This window comes from Bacteroides sp. HF-4919 (genome assembly GCF_018860125.1).
In genome coordinates, this window is the sequence record NZ_JAHKNF010000005.1 from 389382 (window position 1) to 409494 (window position 20113).

Annotated in this window: 16 protein-coding genes; 3 read left to right on the forward strand and 13 right to left on the reverse strand. The window is 44.8% G+C overall.

The window, feature by feature from the left end:
* Nucleotides 1-4: 4 nt before the first annotated feature.
* The 12 genes from KO473_RS11440 to KO473_RS11495 form a co-directional block, all read right to left on the reverse strand.
* Nucleotides 5-349: a hypothetical protein gene (locus tag KO473_RS11440; protein ID WP_005823389.1), complete on the reverse strand. Its 345-nt coding sequence runs from the start codon at nucleotides 347-349 to the stop codon at nucleotides 5-7.
* Entirely contained in the window at nucleotides 346-561 is a 216-nt protein-coding gene (locus tag KO473_RS11445; RefSeq protein ID WP_005807358.1) for a sulfurtransferase TusA family protein, read from the reverse strand. The genes KO473_RS11440 and KO473_RS11445 overlap by 4 nt, the downstream gene beginning before the upstream one ends.
* Nucleotides 558-878, reverse strand: a complete 321-nt coding sequence (locus KO473_RS11450) for a hypothetical protein (protein WP_005780191.1) — start codon at nucleotides 876-878, stop codon at nucleotides 558-560. Before KO473_RS11450 ends, KO473_RS11445 begins: the two co-directional genes overlap by 4 nt.
* Nucleotides 879-1044: 166 nt before the next feature.
* Nucleotides 1045-1446 (reverse strand): hypothetical protein, encoded by a 402-nt coding sequence (locus KO473_RS11455; protein ID WP_005823388.1) that lies wholly within the window; start codon nucleotides 1444-1446, stop codon nucleotides 1045-1047.
* Nucleotides 1447-1760: 314 nt separating this feature from the next.
* Complete coding sequence (locus tag KO473_RS11460) at nucleotides 1761-4670, reverse strand: N-acetylmuramoyl-L-alanine amidase (protein WP_216035114.1); 2910 nt, start codon at nucleotides 4668-4670, stop codon at nucleotides 1761-1763.
* Between the two features lie 101 nt (nucleotides 4671-4771).
* On the reverse strand, nucleotides 4772-5494 hold the full coding sequence (locus tag KO473_RS11465) for a tyrosine-protein phosphatase (RefSeq protein WP_122130649.1): 723 nt from the start codon (nucleotides 5492-5494) through the stop codon (nucleotides 4772-4774).
* A 90-nt stretch (nucleotides 5495-5584) separates the two neighbouring features.
* Nucleotides 5585-7576, reverse strand: coding sequence for a glucosamine-6-phosphate deaminase (locus tag KO473_RS11470; protein ID WP_005780179.1), 1992 nt, complete (start codon nucleotides 7574-7576; stop codon nucleotides 5585-5587).
* Nucleotides 7577-7828: 252 nt separating this feature from the next.
* On the reverse strand, nucleotides 7829-8995 hold the full coding sequence (gene nagA, locus KO473_RS11475; protein WP_005780176.1) for an N-acetylglucosamine-6-phosphate deacetylase: 1167 nt from the start codon (nucleotides 8993-8995) through the stop codon (nucleotides 7829-7831).
* A 137-nt stretch (nucleotides 8996-9132) separates the two neighbouring features.
* A complete protein-coding gene (locus tag KO473_RS11480; protein ID WP_216035115.1) occupies nucleotides 9133-9903 on the reverse strand; it encodes an amidohydrolase in 771 nt (256 codons plus the stop codon).
* 3 nt (nucleotides 9904-9906) lie between these two features.
* Nucleotides 9907-10464, reverse strand: a complete 558-nt coding sequence (locus KO473_RS11485) for a 1-acyl-sn-glycerol-3-phosphate acyltransferase (RefSeq protein WP_005780170.1) — start codon at nucleotides 10462-10464, stop codon at nucleotides 9907-9909.
* 2 nt (nucleotides 10465-10466) lie between these two features.
* Complete coding sequence (locus tag KO473_RS11490; protein WP_005780168.1) at nucleotides 10467-10736, reverse strand: hypothetical protein; 270 nt, start codon at nucleotides 10734-10736, stop codon at nucleotides 10467-10469.
* A 253-nt stretch (nucleotides 10737-10989) separates the two neighbouring features.
* The gene (locus KO473_RS11495) at nucleotides 10990-13200 is read right to left on the reverse strand and encodes a patatin-like phospholipase family protein (RefSeq protein ID WP_005807345.1); all 2211 of its coding nucleotides are present in this window, start codon (nucleotides 13198-13200) and stop codon (nucleotides 10990-10992) included.
* Between the two features lie 322 nt (nucleotides 13201-13522).
* Here KO473_RS11495 and KO473_RS11500 point away from each other — a divergent pair, with 322 nt between their 5' ends.
* The 3 genes from KO473_RS11500 (at nucleotide 13523) to KO473_RS11510 (ending at nucleotide 19331) form a co-directional block, all read left to right on the forward strand.
* On the forward strand, nucleotides 13523-14713 hold the full coding sequence (locus tag KO473_RS11500) for an efflux RND transporter periplasmic adaptor subunit (RefSeq protein ID WP_005780164.1): 1191 nt from the start codon (nucleotides 13523-13525) through the stop codon (nucleotides 14711-14713).
* A gap of 91 nt (nucleotides 14714-14804) precedes the next feature.
* The gene (locus tag KO473_RS11505) at nucleotides 14805-17951 is read left to right on the forward strand and encodes an efflux RND transporter permease subunit (RefSeq protein WP_005780162.1); all 3147 of its coding nucleotides are present in this window, start codon (nucleotides 14805-14807) and stop codon (nucleotides 17949-17951) included.
* A gap of 3 nt (nucleotides 17952-17954) precedes the next feature.
* A complete protein-coding gene (locus KO473_RS11510) occupies nucleotides 17955-19331 on the forward strand; it encodes an efflux transporter outer membrane subunit (protein WP_005807343.1) in 1377 nt (458 codons plus the stop codon).
* 17 nt (nucleotides 19332-19348) lie between these two features.
* Here the strand turns inward: KO473_RS11510 and KO473_RS11515 are convergent, their stop codons facing one another.
* A complete protein-coding gene (locus KO473_RS11515; protein ID WP_005780158.1) occupies nucleotides 19349-19897 on the reverse strand; it encodes an RNA polymerase sigma-70 factor in 549 nt (182 codons plus the stop codon).
* Nucleotides 19898-20113: the final 216 nt, after the last annotated feature.

The following is a 20113-nucleotide window of genomic DNA, read 5'->3' on the forward strand; positions in this document are numbered from 1 at the left end:
GCGCTCAGCCGATTCTTTTAATAATAGCAATGAATTCCTCGTTGGTCATTCCGAAGTCTTGCTCACGATAGTTCACGAAATCCTCCAGATAGTCGCTGGCTATGGTTTCAAGAACTTCCTTACCGTTAAGTCCTTCTTCATCAAGCATAAAACGGATCATACCCTGATAGGCATGAATCGTTTTTAAGCGCTGTTCGGCTCCGGCTACTCCCATCATTTGACAATGATGCTCGTTGCGGGCAATAAGATAAACGGTAGCGTAGAACTTTTCTGCGCTACCGAATGTATTTTTTATTTTTTTGATTGCCGTTACCGGCCATTTCTTTATTTGATTTTGTACTTCGCTCATAAGATAGTAAACTGTAAAGTCATCCGCTCTCCATCATATATTTCGCGGAATCCGATACCTTGTTCTGATAAATATTCCTTAAGATCCTGAAATGCGGCTACCTGATCCGTTACAATCTCCATCTTGTCACCGGAACTGGCATTACACATCGCTTTTATGGCCGGAATCAACGGGCTATAGTTTGTCATTCCGCAGGTATCAATGGTAATCATACTTCCTCCTCTTCTTCTGCTTCCTGCTTCGATAGCCAGGTGAGATAAAGTTTGATGAGTTGCTGCAACCCGAATGCTTTCATATTATTGTGATAAATCACGTCTATGCAGAGGTCGAGCAGGTCCTTACTGTCTTCTTCCTGGCTTGCTATCAGCGAACGTATATTCAGTTTCAGCTTCTCCAAAACGGCTTCATCTACGATGCCATTGCTGTCTATCAGATGCTGGAATAGAGAGTATTTTTCGATGGTTACCAAATTCTCTTCAGATATTTCCATGCTGCGTGTACCGCTCGGATTTGCTTGTATTGTGTACATAGTGTTTTTATTTTAATAGTTATTATTAGGAGCAAAGATAGAATTTAAAATGAAGAATGGAGTATGCAGCAGGGATTTTTTTTGATGAATTCATATTTTCATAGAATTCCCTCCGTGAGCAGACATGCTCACGGAGGGAACCTTATGACTGTTTATCCGTCAATTGTCAAGGCCATGGCTGAACAATAATCTGAATGGTTTGCCGTCCTAATGGGGGCTGCCCCGGATTGAGCGGATTGTACCATTTCATATTAACCTGATATCTTCCTGCCATAACTCCTTTTATACGCAGAATAATCATAGGCCCAAGTACGTATGACTCTTCCTGTTCTATGCCTTCCGGTGGATTATCGCATTCCCATACCATTGATCCAAACATGGGATATGGAATATCAGCTATTTCACCCACATGAAGAAAGACCTGAGTTGGCAGTGGGGGAGGCGGAACATGAGGAGGTGGAATATCTTGTTCGATTCCTTCCACCTTTAAAATCGGAATGTTCACGGAAGGGCTGTATGCATAAGCTACACCTCTACAAAGTAGCATGACTACTACTAAAAAAAACATTTTTGTTTTCATAATTATAAAAAATTGGTTCATCTAAAATGCCACAAATGATTATCCAATCATAAATAATCAGATTAGAAGACTCTATTATGAAATTAGAAAAAGATAAGATGGCAAAAACAGTAATGGTAATGGGACAACCGAATGACGGCAGGAACAAAAACGATAGCAGCCATTATGTCAGATGGCAGTAAATCTTAAAATAAATTCACGTAAATAACAGACATTATGACAGTTTTGTCTGCAAAGAACTTGTTCTTTGCAGACAAAAGACTAATACCAAATACCGGGACATAACCATGTTTATTGAAAGTTTATTTTTCTCCGAAGAATTTTAGTATTGCTGCCATTACTGTGGCACGGTCCGTTTCGCTTTCAATGCTTTCGAATGGGAATCCCATTGCGAATACCCGATAATCTCCTTTATAGGCAATTCCGGCACTGCGTTGCCCGGGTTGATATGCGAATACCGGGAAAGCAGAGCCTACCGGCACAATGCAGTCGGGAGCAGTTACCGCATAAGACTTTTCGTTAGGCAAGCGGGGAATCTGTATGGTACCTCCCAGGCCCGAGATCTGTCCGGAACGGGTATCACTTAATGAACTCTGATAGCCGTATTTCAGTACAGTCTCTGTGAATTCTCGGTTACCTTGCGAATTACTCATGTCGCTGCCTATATAGGATCCGCTGACAAGCAGGTTTCCTCCTGACTGGCAATAAGCTGTCAGTAAGCGCTGCATAGGTGAAGAGAATGTTTTATAATACGTTTTGCGGGCCGGATCACTTTGGATATCATCTTTCTCCAGGCCCAGAATGAAATCTACGATCGGATAGTGTTCCAGTTGGACACGTCCGTTTTCAACGGCTTCGTCACTGCATGAAACGAAGCTGTAGTTTCCGGCAGCCTGAATCGCTTTGCCATGTATAAATGGATAGTCGAAGGTATTCCCGGCAATTTTCATTCCTTCCAGTTCGCCGCCGCTATAACCCAGGCTTCCTTTTCCTTCTTTTCCAGCTTGAGAGCGATCAAAGTCTGTTTGTGCTCCGCAAAACGAAATATTATATTGGTAGGCGACACCGGGATCTTGTTCCAGATCAAAGCCTGCTTCATCCGGTGTGTCAATAACTGCCGGTCCGCTTAACCGATTGAAACCGTTAATGATAAGCACTTTTCCGTGTTCTCGCTTGGCTTTGTAGGCCGCCAGAATTTCAGACGGGAAACTTTCTCCTCCCCGATTGACAGCCGTAACCTTAAATGAATAAACCAGACCCGGTTCTATTTTTAGAGAGTACGAAGGCTTGTCCACACGTACCCCGTTGTCGAAACCACCATATCCGATGCGGGTGTATACTATATATTCACGAGGACGGGCAGTGGGTTCCGATGGATCATTCTCTCCCTGCCATGAAAGTTCCAGAGTATTTTTCTTTTTACCGAATCCGATGGCAAAGTTGCTTACGGGAAGTGGTTGTACCACATACTCTTTGTTGTGCTGGCTGCTGACAAATTGCAGTACGGCTTTATAAATGGCGCGTCCTACGGTAAACTTGAAATTCGGATCGTGTCCGAGTTTCATGTCGGCAAAGTTCTGGTGCGACAGTAACTCGATGATGGTGGATGGGGTGGCAGGCAGGCGGGTTTCGCTGTAATTGCGGTCCCACATGCTGCGTCGGGTCCATTGTATATTAAAGTTGGCACGAATATCCTTTTGTATTTGGGTAAGCATGAGGTCGGCCAGATCCCGCGAAGCATATCGGTTATTTCCCGAGTTGAGCAGTCCGTTATTGAAGTTGGTTGTATAGATGCCGAGTGACCCTACTATATCGTCCGTTTTACTGTATCCGGCATCACTGTGTAGTGCCACATTCATTTCTAACGGTACACCCAATCCTTTCTGTACGGGATTGAATACGGAGCCCCCCGACAGATAATTGATGGTGTTGGAGCGTGCATTGATGTCGTCTGCATAATCGTTTTCTCCCTGTTTTCCTCCGTAAACGTCATAAGGCATTCCTGCCCATTGGGTGGAATAACGCGCACCCTCCAGATAGCGGGGTAATCCGCTCACTGTAGTACCCCGGACAATGTTTCCCATTCCTCCGCCGAAACGTACGGCGTCGGCACAGACAACTCCGCTTTCATTGCTTTCATTGCTCAGTACCACCATGCCGTAATCATTGCTGCCTTTGTCAAACTCAAATGTACCAAGGTATACCCATGTGCCACTGCCTATCTTCTGGTTGACTTTGAATTCCGTTACACCACCTTTGTGAAATACCAGATACTTGGCGTCACTGACGCTATTGGGGAGTGTTTGGTAAGATACATATACCGCATAATTTCCCGCTTCGGGAATGGTAGGTATCCATTCGGCGAATGCCTTATTCTTTTTCTTTTCTGTACGGGTGAAGCGTGCGGTACCTGTCAGGAAGGGATTTTCTCCATCTTTGTAGACAGATTTTCTTTGTGCGAATCCATAACCGTTTGTTTGATTCCAACGGGCCTTGCGGCTTTTCATTTCCAGATAGATGGAACCGTTTCGGGTGTCATTGTCTACAATCACTTCATTTTTCTGAGTATCCCGTTCACGCGGAGTATAAACATTAGCTCCAGCGTTTTCAAGCATGGGAATGACATAAGGCAGGATGAAAGATTGCGTGAATAAGTCTTCTGTGGTACAGAACAGTCGCGGACGTTGCCAACTCCATTCGCCTTTATCGTTTTTGAAATATTTGCCATGGCTTTGCCAGAGGGAGATGTGACGGTTTTGCAGTCCTTTGGTTACTTCATAGGGGCGGGAAACATTTTTTACCCAAGGTGCTCCTTTGTATTCCGCATTCGAGAGTCGCGACTTATCTTTCTTTTTCCCACGAAAGAAGTTGGGGACTAACTCTTCGATGGGTTGGTCGTTGACATAAACCGTGGTTCGGAAAAAGCGTACAGGGCCCGGAAGTAACTCTGCTATCTGATGGTAGATTTCATCTACTGTTTCCGATAGAAAGGGCTGATAAGCAAAACTTTCGGAAGCATAGATGGATAGTTTTTTACCTTCAAAGTCAATATCTACGCTTTTTAACTTACTACTTCCGGTATTGGCAGATGCCGGGATGTAAGTCTCAAAGTAATTGCTAAGCCGTTCTTTTACGCTCTTTTCAATTTCTTGCGCAAATAAGATACCTGTGCCCGTAAGGAGCAACAGGAGGAGTATACATAGTTTTTTCATATATTCGGTTGAGTAATAGTCCGGGTACAAAAATAGAAGAAATAAATGAAAAACCGGTGATCCCGATAAGTCATTAGCAATTCAGACTGTTAATGAACCGTTTATTCGGTATACAACGCCCTTAGTCTGTCGATATCTGCTCCTAATTGATTTCTCAGGAAGTTCTCCAGACCTTGGTAATCGGAATCAATAGCCTGGAAGGCTGCTTCCAGATATTCCTTACGCACGGTGGTAAGAGGCGCGAATTCGGGATGGGCCTGTACGATCGCATCGTATTTGCCTTTTAGGTATTCGGCAGACAGCATATAATCTTCCATAATCACTTTTCTGTCTACACCCAATGCTCCCAATAATAATGCGGCGGCAATACCGGTACGGTCTTTTCCGGCCGAACAGTGAAATAAAAGAGGAGTGTTCCGTTCTTCCGAAACAATCCGGAAAAACTCCCGGTAAGTATCCTGGGCATTTTGGATGATATAGACGTATGCCTGTTCAAGTATTTTCGGAATGTTGTTCAGGTTGAAGTGAGCCATGTCGGTCATGTCACCGGCTTCGATGGACAGAGGAATGTATTGCGTTACCGTTGCCGGTATTCTGTCTGCTGCCACTTTCTTTTCCTGTATACTTCTGAAGTCAATATCCGTACGGATGGATAAAGAGGCAAGATAGGCCAGGTCGGATTCTGTCAGTTTATTGAGATCGCCCGAACGGATAAATGTTTTCCACTTTACGTGTTTATGGCCTGCTGCGGGATAACCTCCCAAGTCGCGCATATTATATGCTCCCTCGACAGGGAGAAGACGGAGATATTCTTCTTGTTTCATGTATGATTTGTCTTTTTATTAAAGAAAAGAAGAGTGAAGAGTCTCAAACTCCTCACTCTTCTTTATTTTTATTTCACTAATAAGCTCTGATTATAGTGGAATGTATTCCACAAATGCTTCCATTGCTTCGTAAGAGGCCAATCCCAAGCTGTCGTAAAGAGCTGCGGTACCCCGGTTGCGGTCTTCGCTACGTTGCCAGAACAGGCGTTCGTCATTACCCAGGAACGGAGCACTTTCCATCTGGGACTGGTGCTTCAGGATGGAGTTACGTTTTGCACGCAATTCTTCCGGACTGATAGGCACAGCCATTTCGATGTTTTCGATTTCCCATTCGGCCCATGCACCACGATACATCCAGATACGGCAATCTTTCAACCATTCGGCTCCTTCTTCTTTTTCAAGGTCTACAGCAGCAAATACGGCATCTGTACACACACGGTGTGTGCCGTGCGGGTCAGCGAGGTCACCGGCTACAAAAATCTGGTGAGGTTTCACTTCACGGAGCAGATTGCGGACGATTTCTACGTCAGCCTCGCTGATCGGATTTTTCTGGATTTTACCGGTTTCATAGAAAGGCAGATCCAGGAAGTGACAACGTTCCAGTGGGATATTATTATAGGTACAAGCTGTACGTGCTTCACCACGGCGAATCAAGCCTTTGATGGTCAGGATATCGCGTGTATCCATATCACCGTCTTTCTTATCCTTCAGGAATTTACGGATTTCGGCATATTTTTCACTGATCACCTGATCTTCACTGTTTATAAAGATTTGGTTGAATCCGTTGATGAAATGCATGAAACGAACTACTTCCTCATCACCTACGGCAATGTTTCCGGAAGTCTGATATGCTACATGGACTTCATGCTTCTGTTCTACCAGACGGCGAATCGTACCTCCCATGGAGATCACGTCATCATCGGGGTGTGGAGAAAATACGACAACCCGTTTCGGATACGGTTTGGCACGTTCGGGACGATAGGTGTCGTCTGCCTTCGGTTTGCCACCCGGCCATCCGGTGATGGTGTGCTGCAGATCGTTGAATATCTTGATATTTACGTTATAAGCAGATCCGAATAGGGCAAGCAGTTCGCTCAGTCCGTTTTCGTTATAGTCTTTGTTGGTCAGTTTCAGGATTGGTTTTCCGGTCAACTGGCACAACCATACAATAGCACTGCGGATCAGTTTATCGTTCCATTCGCAAGAGGTGACCAGCCATGGACGCTGAATACGTGTCAGGTTGGAAGCTGCCGACAAGTCGATGGCTACATGTGCATTGTTGTGAGTCTGTAAATAAGATGCCGGAATGGTATCTGTTACATTACCTTCCACACACTCTTTCACCATGTGCGCCTTTTCTTCACCCCATGCCAGCAGATAGATTTTCTTTGCTGCCAAAATAGTGGCCACACCCATTGTAATGGAACTGATTGGCGTATTATCAATGGTTCCGAATATTTTGGATGCTTCATTGCGTGAACCGCTGTCCAGCAAAATCAATCGGGTGGTAGAATTCAGGCGTGAACCTGGTTCGTTGAAAGCGATATTACCTACGCGGCCGATGCCCAGTAAGGCGATATCGATACCGCCGAAACTCTCGATGCGCTGTTCGTACAGGCGGCAGTATTCAAAGATGGTATCTTTAGCGATCGTACCATCCGGAGTGAAGATATTCTGCTTGTCAATATCAACGTGATCGAGGAACATCTCTTTCAATGCGTTGAAATTGCTGTTGATAGCGTCTTGGGACAATGGATAGTATTCGTACATATTGAATACGATTACATTACGGAAACTGAGTCCCTCTTCTTTGTGCATGCGAATCAATTCGGTGTATACGCTGCGTGGTGAATTTCCACCCGGCAATGCCAGTACGCAGAAACGTCCTGCTTTTTGTTTATCGCGAATGACCTGTGCTATTTCGCAAGCGATATGATTTGCACCTTCTTCCACAGACTCATAAATATCTGTAGGAATTTTCTCTAATCGGGTTAATACCGATCTCTCGAATGCATTCTCCGGTCTATAATACCTGGGGGAGACCCTGTTGAGTGTAATCTGAGAACTAAGATTTGTCTTCATAAGTTTGTTATTAATTAAGTTTGACTGAGTCTTTGTCGTTATCGGAAACTCTGAACAAATATATATAAAAACAATCAACTATGCGATAAGGTTGACAGGGAATTTAAATTAAAATCTTTTTTTACCTATAAATGGGGAGGAGGGGAGTGATAAAACGATGAAGGTTAAACGATAAACGGTGGACAATGAACAGGCTGCGTTATAATGGTCTGTTCATTGTTCACCGTTTATGTTCAAAAAACGTCTATTCGATTAAAACAGCGTATTGGTTTCAGGCACCAGCTTACCCATGGCCCATACGGCTCTTACGTTGAGGTCCTCATCGAGTACCAGGATATCGGCATCTTTGCCTTTTTGCAAGGAACCCTTACGGTCGTATACACCCATGATACGTGCCGGGGTTTCAGAAGCCATACGGACTGCGTCTTCCAGTGGAATTTCTGCTTTCTGTACGACGGTACGAATCAGGCGGTCCATTGTGGCAATACTTCCTGCCAAAGCAGAATGGTCGGCCAACTTACATACTCCGTCTTCGATAATAACACGCGGGTCGAAAGCTTCTTTGCTGTCACTGTCGGCGCAAGCAAGGGCATCTGTAATCAGGCAGGTTCTTTCTACACCTTTTATTTTATATACAAGTCTCAGGATAGTAGGAGGTACATGGATTCCATCGGCTACTACTTCTACGGTCATATCATCCAACAGATAAATACTTTCGACTGTACCTTCATACTTGTATTCTCTGCGCTTGTGGAAACCGGGCATTGCATTGTAGAAGTGGGTGGCATGGGTATATCCGGCTTCATATGCCGTACGGATGTCTTCAAATTCGGCTTGTGTATGTGCCACGGAAGGGAGAATGCCTTTGGCAGCAATATATTTTCCGAACTGCATGGCTCCCGGAAGTTCCGGAGCGGCGTCCCAGCGCTTGATGCAATGATACTGTTCTACGATCGGAATATATTCATTCGGATCAGGGTTCTTGATGTTCTCGGGAATTTGTCCTCCTGCCATTTTCATGTTCAGGTAATGACCTTCAAGGTGCAGTCCCAGAATAGGGCTGTTTTTCTCTTCCATCAGTTTGGTGCAGGTTTCAGCAGCTTGCTGGATCATGGGGACTGTAGATGATGAAAGTGTAGGAAAGATACTTGTAGTGCCATGTTTCATGTGAGTATGGACCGCTGCCCGGAAGGCATCTTCCGTGCATTCCATAAAGTCGCGGCCTCCACCACCATGCACGTGGATTTCTACCCCACCGGGAACTACATACATACCTTTGACGTCAATAAGTTCAGCTCCGATAACGGCCAGATCGCAGTTTGTGACTTCTAAAATCTTATTGTCTCTGATAAGCACGGAACCGTCTTTCATCCATCCTTGGGGGGTGAGTATACGTGCGTTAATTAATTGGGTTAACATTCGTGTTATGAGTTAAATTAGGGTTTGTTTTTTGGTACAATAAATTGATTGTCTGGCAAAATTAGATACTTTTTTGCATTTATATACTATAATTCAAGAGATATTTTTATTAAATGCGGAAATTATGTCCTGTAGATTTAATAAAGGAGAAAAGAGTCTGCGTCTTTCCAGCCGGGGAATTTATGGCGAAAGGCAGTGAGGGTTTCTATATCAAGTTCGATGGTTTGTATCTTTTCTTCTGAGTCGGGAGTCCCTGTCAGTATCTCGCCTTTAGGACTATACAAGGCTGAATATCCCGGATAGTGAAGTCCGTTGCCGTCTCGTCCTGTACGGTTCACACCGCATACGTAACATTGGTTCTCGATAGCGCGTGCGCAAAGTAGTGTATTCCATGCATGGATGCGTGGAGTAGGCCAACTGGCTATGTAAATAAGAAGGTCGTATTCGTTGTTTATATTCCGGCTCCAGACAGGAAAGCGAAGATCATAACAGACCTGAAGGCAGATATTCCACCCCCGATAGGGGACGATCACCCTCCGGTTGCCTGCCGAAAAGTGTTCAGTTTCGCATCCCATGCGGAAGAGATGGCGTTTGTCATAGTAAAATTCCTGACCGTCCGGAGTAATCAGAAAGGCCCGGTTATAATAAGCACCTGCTTCTTCGCAGATGAAACTTCCGACCAATGCGAACTGAAACTCTGCGGCATACCCTTTGAGGGTCCGGATGGTGAAACCGGAAATCGGTTCGGCCAATGTCCGGCTGTTCATGCTGAATCCCGTTGTGAACATCTCCGGTAAAACAACAATCTCCGTTGTTCCGCGAAGAGGAAGTAGCTTTTCGCGGAGCAAACGGAGATTTTCCTGTTTATTTTCCCAGATAATATCTGTTTGTACAATCGAGATTTTCATAAATCATTCAACGTCTCCAATAGAGAAGTTTTCGGGGTGTTTCCCTTTGAAATCTTTGAAATAAAGTTTTATTTCACGCATGTCCTTGTCAATATCTCCACTTGGCATGACTGCTTTAGTCGACGTAATGGTCTTGGTTGTATAGTCGATGCCGACCAGGACAATGGGTACCTGTGCTTTGAGCGCAATGTAATAGAAACCTTTTTTCCAGTTGGGGTTGCGTTTACGCGTTCCTTCGGGAGTAATAGCGAGGTGAAACTTTTTGCTGGTATTGAAGTGATGAACCATTTGCTCTACCAATGAGGTCTTGCGACTACGATCTACAGGAATACCTCCTACAGCTCTGAAAAGCAGCCCTAAAGGAAAAAAGAACCATTCTTTTTTCATCATGAAACTGGTCTTTCCTCCCATGGCACCGTAAAATAGTTTACCAATAAACAAATCTAAATTAGTGGTATGGGGAGCTGCGCAAACTACACATTTATCATATTTGGGTACTGTCACGTTCATCTTCCATCCCAGCAGGCGATAGTAAATAAAGCTATATATTGCTTTTTTCATTCTTAGTTCAGTTTCGCGATGGCGTCAATGATTTCGTTTACTTTTGCATTGAAGTCTACACGGAATTTTTTGTAGAATCCTTTCACATTTCCCGGTTCGGTGTGGCTGATACGGCTGATAAATTCATCCTGCATTTTCAGGATTTCCGCCATCAGTTCGTCAGCTTTTGCTTTATCTGTACCCGGTACGAACATGCTGTTGATCAAACACTCTGAAAATAATTCACCTGCGATATAGTTTACGTTCTTTTTAAGTTCTCTTCTCTTTGCCATAATTCTAAATGTTTTATGTGAGTATATAGAAAATATTTTCGGTAAAGATAACGACTTTCTTCGGTTCTGAGTAATAAATTTGAAATAATTAAATAATTCCGTGCTATGTCTGTCTTGTTGTTTGGTGGTTACAGACGCATTTTAGCAGAGGGTGTAGCCATCCGTATGCCGGGGCTACACCCTATTGGCGGGAGGGCTACACCCTTTACCTCGTGGGGCTACACCCCCTGCCGGAAGAAAGAGGTTGGTATTGTCAGAAAGAAAATCCCAGGTTTACGTAAAATCCTACGTCCTTGGATTGGTTGGAATACCCCAATGATGCTTCTAATGGACCGAACATGCTGTCCAAGCCATATCCGATGCTACAACCGTAAATCCGGTTGCCCTTCAGGATCTTGAAAAAATTATCGTCACTCAAGGCAAAGTTTCCGGCTAACGTTATATAATGTTTGCTCCCCATGCGTTGGCGCAGCTTTAGAGAAGCCACGGCAACGGAATTGTGCGTTAATTCTATATTGTAAATTCCGGCGAACGGGAGTTGCTGGGGCAAATAACGTCCGAACACGTCACTTCCCAACGCATTCTCGTAGGCATAAGGAATTTCCTGCCCGATCAGTACTCTGCCGTAAATAGCCGGGATCAGGGCCAGACGGTTGCTGACAGAGAACACACTTTCCCAGGAGGCACTGAGTGCGGAGAAGGGGGCATGTCCGTTATATCGGGCGAAGTTGTCCGTATACAATGAATAAGCACCGGAGAAGTTGCTGCCTTTGGATGGGAAGTATCCTTTGTCGAAGGTGTTGTAACGTAACTGCGCAAAATAACTGATGAAGTATTCGGAGTTGACATCCATTGTAAATTCCGGTTTCTTGAAAAGGAAATCTTTGTATTTGAAATACTCGATTCGTGCGCCGAATCCAAACCGGAGATTTTTATACCACACATCCGAAAATCCGAATTCACCCAGATGATATTTATAAGTTGTGTTGTAGGCACGGTCGCCATGATCATAAATGTTGATGTCATTGTACTGGAACATGTACGAGAAATTGATGTTTCTTTGTTGCATGGGTTCCAGGGTATAATCTACCCGGGCCATGTATCGTTTGCCCAGTCGTCCGGTAACAGAAACTTTGGAAGGAATGTGGGTCTTTAATTGTGCTGTGGCATTTATCAATAGCGAAGCTATCTCTTCCGAGTCGAAGCGGAGACCTACATTGATAGTTTTCTCATACTTTTTCTCTAACAGGAAGGTTAAATTATAGCCTTCAGGGGTATTGGTTAACGTGTAACTGGCGTTTGAGTAAGATTGGTTCCCGCGCAGAATGAATAGTGCTTGTTCAATCTGTCGCATGCTGATTTCACTGTTTTCTTGCAGTTTGCATTTTTTCATTAACCACTTCTTGTCGTTTTCTTCTACATCAGAGAAAGTAATTTCCTTCACTGGCAAAGTCCGGGTGCTTGAAAATAAGGTATAAGGACCATGTGACTCGGGTTTGAAAGTGTCTGCAATACCGATTTTCTTTTTAAGAGCGAGCAGGGAGTTCCATTGCTTACGAGCTGCCTCTTCTCCTCGGTGCATCAGAGAATCAATGGCCGAAGGGGTAAAACTGGCCGAAGAATATCCCTCAACGTTCACCTTTATATAGGTATCGGTCAGGCTGATATTTTTTTGATGATTGTTTTTGGTCGTCAGGTCAATGATTTGGGAGAGTATGTCCGGAGCACTGTTAAGTTTGTCGATCCCTTTCAAGTTGTTTTGCACATCTACACCGATGATAACATCGGCGCCCATCGATTTGGCTACATCTACGGGATAATTGTTAATCATGCCGCCGTCAATCAGAATCATGCTATCCTTGCGCACAGGTGTGAACACTCCGGGAATCGCCATGCTGGCTCGCATTGCTGTGGCAAGCACTCCATTGTGGAATACAATCTGTTCGCCATTTACGATGTTTTGTGATACGCACGCAAAGGGGATAGGCAGTTTGTTGAAATCAACGGAATCATGATAGCCTACTGTCAGTTCCGTAAATAGGTTGGCCAGATTCTGTCCCTTTATGATTCCACCGGAAACGGCGTCTTTGGGGCTTTTGGTAAAGGGGAATGAAAAGACATATTTTTCTGATTTTTCGCGTTCGTTGAGTGACATGGCACTACGCTTTACACGATCACTGAGTAAAAACATCCAGTCTTGTTTGCGTACCATACTGTCCAGTTGATGCGGAGTATATCCGATGGAGTATAATCCACCGATTATGGATCCCATACTGGTGCCTACTATATAATCGATTGGGATGCCGGCTTCTTCAATGACTTTCAGAGCCTGGATATGTGCTACCCCTTTCGCACCTCCTCCGCTGAGTACCACTCCGACTTTTTTACGTTGCTGTGCCATAGCGGGCAATGCCAGAAAAAAAGCCGGTAACAGAACTAATATCAGTGACAAATGTTTTTTCATTATAGTGTTATTTTTATGAATGCACTACAAATTTATATTATTATTTGGTAAGTAAGTAGTGAATGACACTAAAAGTGCAAGTTATGGAACTTATGCAGAAAAGAATTATCTTTGTGACCCTTTTGTGGAATAATTCCCCAATCAGGGACACAATTCCACACTTTGGATAAACGGCAGTTATGTTCGGAAGATCACTAAAACAGCTTCTTCAGGGCATTGGAGAGAGCTTTTTAGTTAAAAAGATATATTCGGGACATAGTTTGGTATCTGATTTGTAAAGTAGCTAAGAAAGGATAAGTTAATTTTAATAATACAAACAAGCATGAGACTATTTTTAACGAGAAAAGAGCTGAAACTAAGGAGAAAAAGAACAATAGTGGGCATCGTCTGTTTGGCTTTGGTGGTAGGCATTTACTGGGTTCTGACGCGGCCACATAAAGCAAAGCCGGAGATACCTACTGTGATTGTAGAACCGGCAGAAAGGGACAATGTAGAGATTTTCGGAGAGTATGTGGGGCGTATACGTGCACAACAGTTTGTCGAAGTTCGGGCGCGGGTGGAAGGATATCTGGAAAGTATGCTTTTTGCCGAAGGAACGTATGTGAATAAAAATCAGGTGCTGTTTGTGATCAATCAGGATCAGTATCGTGCCAAAGCAGATAAGGCACGGGCACAATTGAAAAAAGATGAAGCACAAGCATTGAAGGCAAAACGGGATTTGGAACGTATCAAGCCGTTGTATGCGCAAAATGCGGCCAGTCAGTTGGATCTGGATAATGCGGAGGCAGCTTATGAAAGTGCGGTGGCGACCGTCGCTATGAGCGAGGCAGATCTGGCACAGGCCGAGTTGGAACTGGGTTATACATTGGTTCGTTCTCCGCTGTCGGGTCATATCAGTGAGCGTAACGTGGACTTGGGAACTCTGGTGGGACCGGGTGGTAAATCGCTGTTGGCTACAGTTGTGAAAAGTGACACTGTACTGGTAGATTTCAGTATGACTGCTCTGGATTATTTGAAGAGCAAAGAACGCAATATTAATATCGGGCAACAGGACTCTTCTCGTTCCTGGCAGCCGAACATCACTATTACATTGGCGGACAATACGGTGTATCCTTACAAGGGATATGTGGATTTTGCCGAACCTCAGGTAGATCCCCAGACAGGTACTTTTTCAGTCCGGGCAGAGATGCCGAATCCGAAGCAGGTGTTGCTTCCGGGACAGTTCACAAAGGTAAAGCTGTTGCTGGATGTACGCGAAGGAGCGATTGTGGTGCCGCACAAGGCGGTAACTATCGAGAAGGGTGGAGCCTATATCTATACCATGCGCAGAGATTCAACGGTAGAGAAACGATTTATAGAGCTGGGACCTGAATTTGGCAATAAACTTGTAGTGGAGAGAGGATTGGCTGCAGGCGAAGAAGTGGTAATAGAAGGATATCACAAACTGACGCCGGGAATGAAGGTGAGGGCTACTTTACCTCAGTCACTAACCGAGAAAAAGGAGAGCGAATGACTCCTTTCCTGAGATAAATAAGAACGTATAATTTAAAAGAAACTCTTCCTCCCTCTCGTTGGGAGAGGGGTGGGGTGAGGCCTTATAGAATATGAAAGTTAGTTTTTTTATAGATAGACCTGTTTTCTCGATCGTTATCTCGATACTGATTGTCATTATCGGCATCATTGGTCTGACCATGTTGCCTGTCGACCAGTATCCTCAGATCACTCCTCCGGTAGTGAAGATCAGTGCTTCTTATCCGGGAGCCAGCGCATTGACGGTTTCACAGGCAGTGGCAACTCCTATCGAGCAGGAGATTAACGGAACACCGGGTATGCTTTATATGGAGTCGAACAGTTCCAATTCCGGAGGATTTTCGGCAACGGTTACTTTTGATGTTTCTGCCGATCCGGATTTGGCGGCCGTAGAAATCCAGAACCGTGTGAAACTGGCGGAAAGCCGTTTGCCAGCTGAAGTTATTCAGAACGGTATCTCCGTAGAGAAGCAGGCACCCAGCCAGTTGATGACCCTTACGCTGATGTCGTCTGATCCGAAGTTCGACGAAATTTATTTGAGTAACTTTGCCACGATCAATGTACTCGATGTAATCCGTCGTATTCCGGGAGTAGGACGTGTTTCGAATATCGGTAGCCGTTACTATGCCATGCAGATATGGGCGGAACCGGATAAACTGGCAAACTTCGGACTGACTGTACAGGATTTACAGAATGCGCTGAAAGATCAGAACCGTGAGTCGGCTGCAGGTGTACTTGGTCAGCAGCCGGTGAAGGGACTCGATGTAACGATTCCTATCACTACACAAGGACGCCTTTCTACTGTAGAGCAATTTGAGAACATTGTGATCCGTGCCAATACGAATGGTTCTATCATCCGTTTGCGTGACGTGGCACGGGTTTCTCTCGAAGCTTCTTCATACAGTACGGAGAGTGGGATCAATGGCAAGAATGCTGCCGTTCTGGGCATTTATATGCTTCCGGGCGCTAACGCGATGGAAGTTGCAAAAAGTGTCAAGGAAGCGATGGATGAAATCAGCAAGAACTTCCCGGAGGGGTTGAGCTATGAGGTGCCATTCGATATGACGACTTATATTTCCGAGTCCATTCATGAAGTATACAAAACCCTGTTTGAGGCGCTGGTTCTTGTGGTGCTCGTCGTTTATCTCTCTTTGCAGAGCTGGCGGGCTACGTTGATCCCGATAGTTGCCGTTCCTATTTCATTGATCGGTACGTTCGGTTTCATGTTGATCTTTGGCTTTTCGCTGAATATATTGACATTGTTGGGGCTGATTCTTGCTATCGGTATTGTAGTGGATGATGCCATTGTCGTGGTGGAAAACGTGGAGCGTATTATGGAGGAAGAGAAACTTTCACCGTACGAAGCTACGAAGAAAGCCATGAACGGATTGGCGGGTGCGTTGATTGCCACTTCTCTGGTGCTTTGTGCGGTGTTTGTTCCGGTGAGCTTCCTCAGCGGTATTACGGGGCAGCTTTACCGTCAGTTCACTATTACCATTGCTGTATCCGTACTGATTTCTACTGTAGTGGCGTTGACGCTGAGTCCGGTCATGTGTTCGTTGATTCTGAAACCGGATAACGGTAAAAAGAAGAACATTGTTTTCCGCAAAATCAACCACTGGTTGAACGTGGGCAATCATAAGTATGTAGTCGCTATCCGCCGGGTAATTGGTAATCCGCGTCGTGTATTGGCCGGTTTCGGGGTAGTACTGATCGGTATTCTGTTGATTCACCGTCTGATTCCGACAAGTTTCCTTCCGGTGGAAGACCAAGGCTATTTCAAGATAGAATTGGAGTTGCCCGAAGGGGCTACGCTGGAGCGTACCCGGGAGGTAACGGATCGTGCCATCACTTATCTGGAAAAGAATCCGTATATAGCGTATGTACAGAATGTGACCGGAAGCAGTCCCCGTGTGGGCAGCAACCAGGCACGGAGTGAGTTAACCGTAATTTTGAAGCCGTGGGAAGACCGCAAGAATACTTCGATAGACGAGATTATGACAAACGTTCGTCGCGATCTGAGTGAGTATCCGGAATGTAAGGTTTATCTCTCCACTCCTCCTGTCATTCCCGGTTTGGGAACCTCGGGTGGGTTCGAAATGCAACTCGAAGCGCGTGGTGAAGCTACTTTCGATAATTTGGTGCAGGCGGCGGATACTTTGATGTATTACGCTTCCCAACGCAAGGAACTGACAGGACTTTCCTCTTCACTTCAGTCGGATATCCCACAACTCTACTTCGATGTAGACCGCGATAAAGTGAAGATGCTTGGTGTGCCTCTGGCGGATGTTTTCTCAACCATGAAAGCCTATACGGGATCGGTCTATGTGAACGACTTCAATATGTTCAACCGTATTTATAAGGTATACATTCAGGCTGAAGCACCCTATAGGGAACATAAAGACAATATCAACCTGTTTTTTGTGAAGGCCTCTAATGGAGCGATGATCCCGCTGACTTCTCTGGGTAACGCATCGTATACCACCGGCCCGGGTAGCATTAAACGTTTTAATATGTTTACCACTGCTGTTTTTCGTGGTGAGGCGGCGCAGGGCTATAGTTCCGGTCAGGCTATGGAGATTATGGAGCAGATTGCACGTGACCATCTGCCTGATAATATTGGCTTGGAATGGAGTGGTCTCTCTTATCAAGAGAAAAAGGCAGGTGGGCAGACCGGATTGGTACTGGCATTAGTGTTCCTTTTTGTATTCCTCTTCCTGGCTGCACAGTATGAAAGCTGGACAGTGCCCATTGCCGTATTGCTTTCGCTGCCGGTAGCCGCTCTGGGGGCTTATCTGGGGGTATGGATTTGCGGACTGGAAAATGATGTCTATTTCCAGATCGGATTGGTGATGCTTGTCGGATTGGCGGCCAAGAACGCCATCCTGATTGTAGAGTTTGCGAAAGTGCAGGTGGACCGGGGAGGTGATCTGGTGCAATCAGCCATCCATGCGGCACAATTGCGTTTCCGCCCCATCTTGATGACTTCGCTCGCGTTTGTACTGGGTATGCTTCCGATGGTGTTGGCAACCGGTCCCGGTTCGGCAAGCCGTGCGGCCATCGGCACGGGAGTATTCTTCGGAATGATTTTTGCTATTGTAGTGGGCATTATCCTTGTTCCGTTCTTCTTCGTACTGGTCTATAAAACAAAAGCAAAACTGAGAAATGTGCCGAATGTGAACGTGAAGTTACCGTTCAAGTCTAAAAAGAAAATTGATTGAATTATGAAAAGAAGCTATTTATATATTACTCTCTTACTAACTGCATTTACCTTGGGTTCTTGCAAGATAGGAAAAAGTTATGTCCGTCCCGACCTTAACTTGCCCGATAGTCTGGCACAGCATCAGGATACCCTGAGCTTCGGAGATAGGGAATGGTGGCAGATTTATACTGACAGTACCCTCCGGAGTCTGATAGACCGGGCACTGGAGCATAATAAAGATATGTTGATAGCCGCTGCCCGTGTCAAGGAAATGGCAGCTCAAAAACGCATTTCGACAGCAAATCTGTTGCCGGACATTAAAGGTACGGTGACTGCTGAACGGGAAAACGAAAACCATGGTGGAGATGCTTTCAAACGTAGAGATACTTTCGAGGCGCAACTTCTTTTCTCCTGGGAGCTCGACCTCTGGGGAAATCTTCGTTGGGCACGTTCCGCCAGCATTGCCGAGTATCTTCAGTCCGTTGAGGCACAACGCGCTCTTCGGATGACTATTGTAGCTGAAGTGGCTCAGGCGTACTATGAACTGGTGGCTCTTGATACCGAACTGGACATTGTCCGTCAAACGTTGAAGGCACGTGAAGAGGGGATGCGCCTTGCCCGTATCCGCTTTGAAGGGGGACTGACCTCCGAGACTTCTTATCGCCAGTCTCAGGTAGAGTTGGCACGTACTGCTACGTTGGTACCCGATCTGGAGCGTAAAATCTCGTTGAAAGAGAATGATATAGCTTTCCTTGCCGGTGAGTATCCCAATAAGATTACACGTAGCCGCTTGTTGCAGGAGTTCAATTTTCCGCAGGAATTACCTGTCGGTTTGCCTTCAGGACTGCTTGAACGCCGTCCTGACATTCGTCAGGCTGAACAGAAATTGATTGCCGCCAATGCCCGGGTAGGGGTGGCCTATACAAATATGTTTCCACGCATTTCACTTACCGGCAGGGTAGGATCGGAGAGCACTGCACTTTCCGAGCTGTTGAAGTCGCCTTATAGTATAATGGAGGGTGCTTTGCTTACACCAATTTTTGGCTGGGGTAAAAATCGTGCTGCCCTCAAAGCTAAGAAAGCTGCTTACGAGGCTGAAGTGCACAGCTACGAAAAGTCTGTCCTGACCGCTTTCAAAGAGACTCGGAACGCGATTGTGAACTTTAATAAAATCAAGGAAGTATATGATCTTCGTGCCAAATTGGAACGTTCGGCTAAGAGTTACGTAGATCTGGCGCAATTGCAATATATCAATGGAGTGACGAATTATCTCGATGTACTCGATGCCCAGCGTGGGTATTTCGATGCCCAGATCGGACTTAGCAATGCGATGCGGGATGAACTGATTGCTGTGGTACAGGTGTATAAGGCACTGGGAGGTGGATGGCAGATAAAATAATGGAATCTCGATTTTAGTCACGCTCCCATGAACAGCATGAAAAGATTAAGATTCTTTTTTAGAAATCTCAGAGCCAGGTTGATATGCCGCTCTATTGCTTTTTCGGTAATAGAAAAATGTTCTGCTATTTCTTTGTTGCTCATGTGCAGCTCCCTGCTCATACGGAATACTTCTTGTTGGCGGGGAGGAAGTTGCATGACAAGTTCATCGATGTATTTCTTTAAGTCAGCGGCATCCAGTTCTCCTTCCATATCATAAGATTCCTCGACTGCTTGTATCGCAGTTATTTTGAGGGCTGTTTCTTTATAGTATCTGCGTGAATGATTGAATATAACATTCCGGGTTATGATAAAGAGATAGCCCTCAAAACTTTTGTTTTCATCTAAAAAATGGTGAGATTCCCATACTTTCACAAATACTTCCTGCACAATCTCCTCAATGTCCATTGAAGCGGTGAAATAAAGCTTTGTGAAATTATAGACCTGTTTCCAGTAATGATTGTATAAAAAAGCAAATGCTTCCTGATCGCCATGCTTTAATTTCCTGACTGTTTCTTTCTCTTGCATCTGTTTTAGTAATTAGAGGTGCAAAAGTAATCTTTTTGTTCTAAATAGATGCAGTTTCTACAAGAATATTAAAAAATAACATATTTTGTTTAATTGATATTATGTTATGATGGCTGTATTGTCTTATTATATGGACTTAATAGAATAATGTATCCACTTATTATATAAATAAAATAATAGCAACATATATTTATTGGATAAGTTCTAAAGGAACTA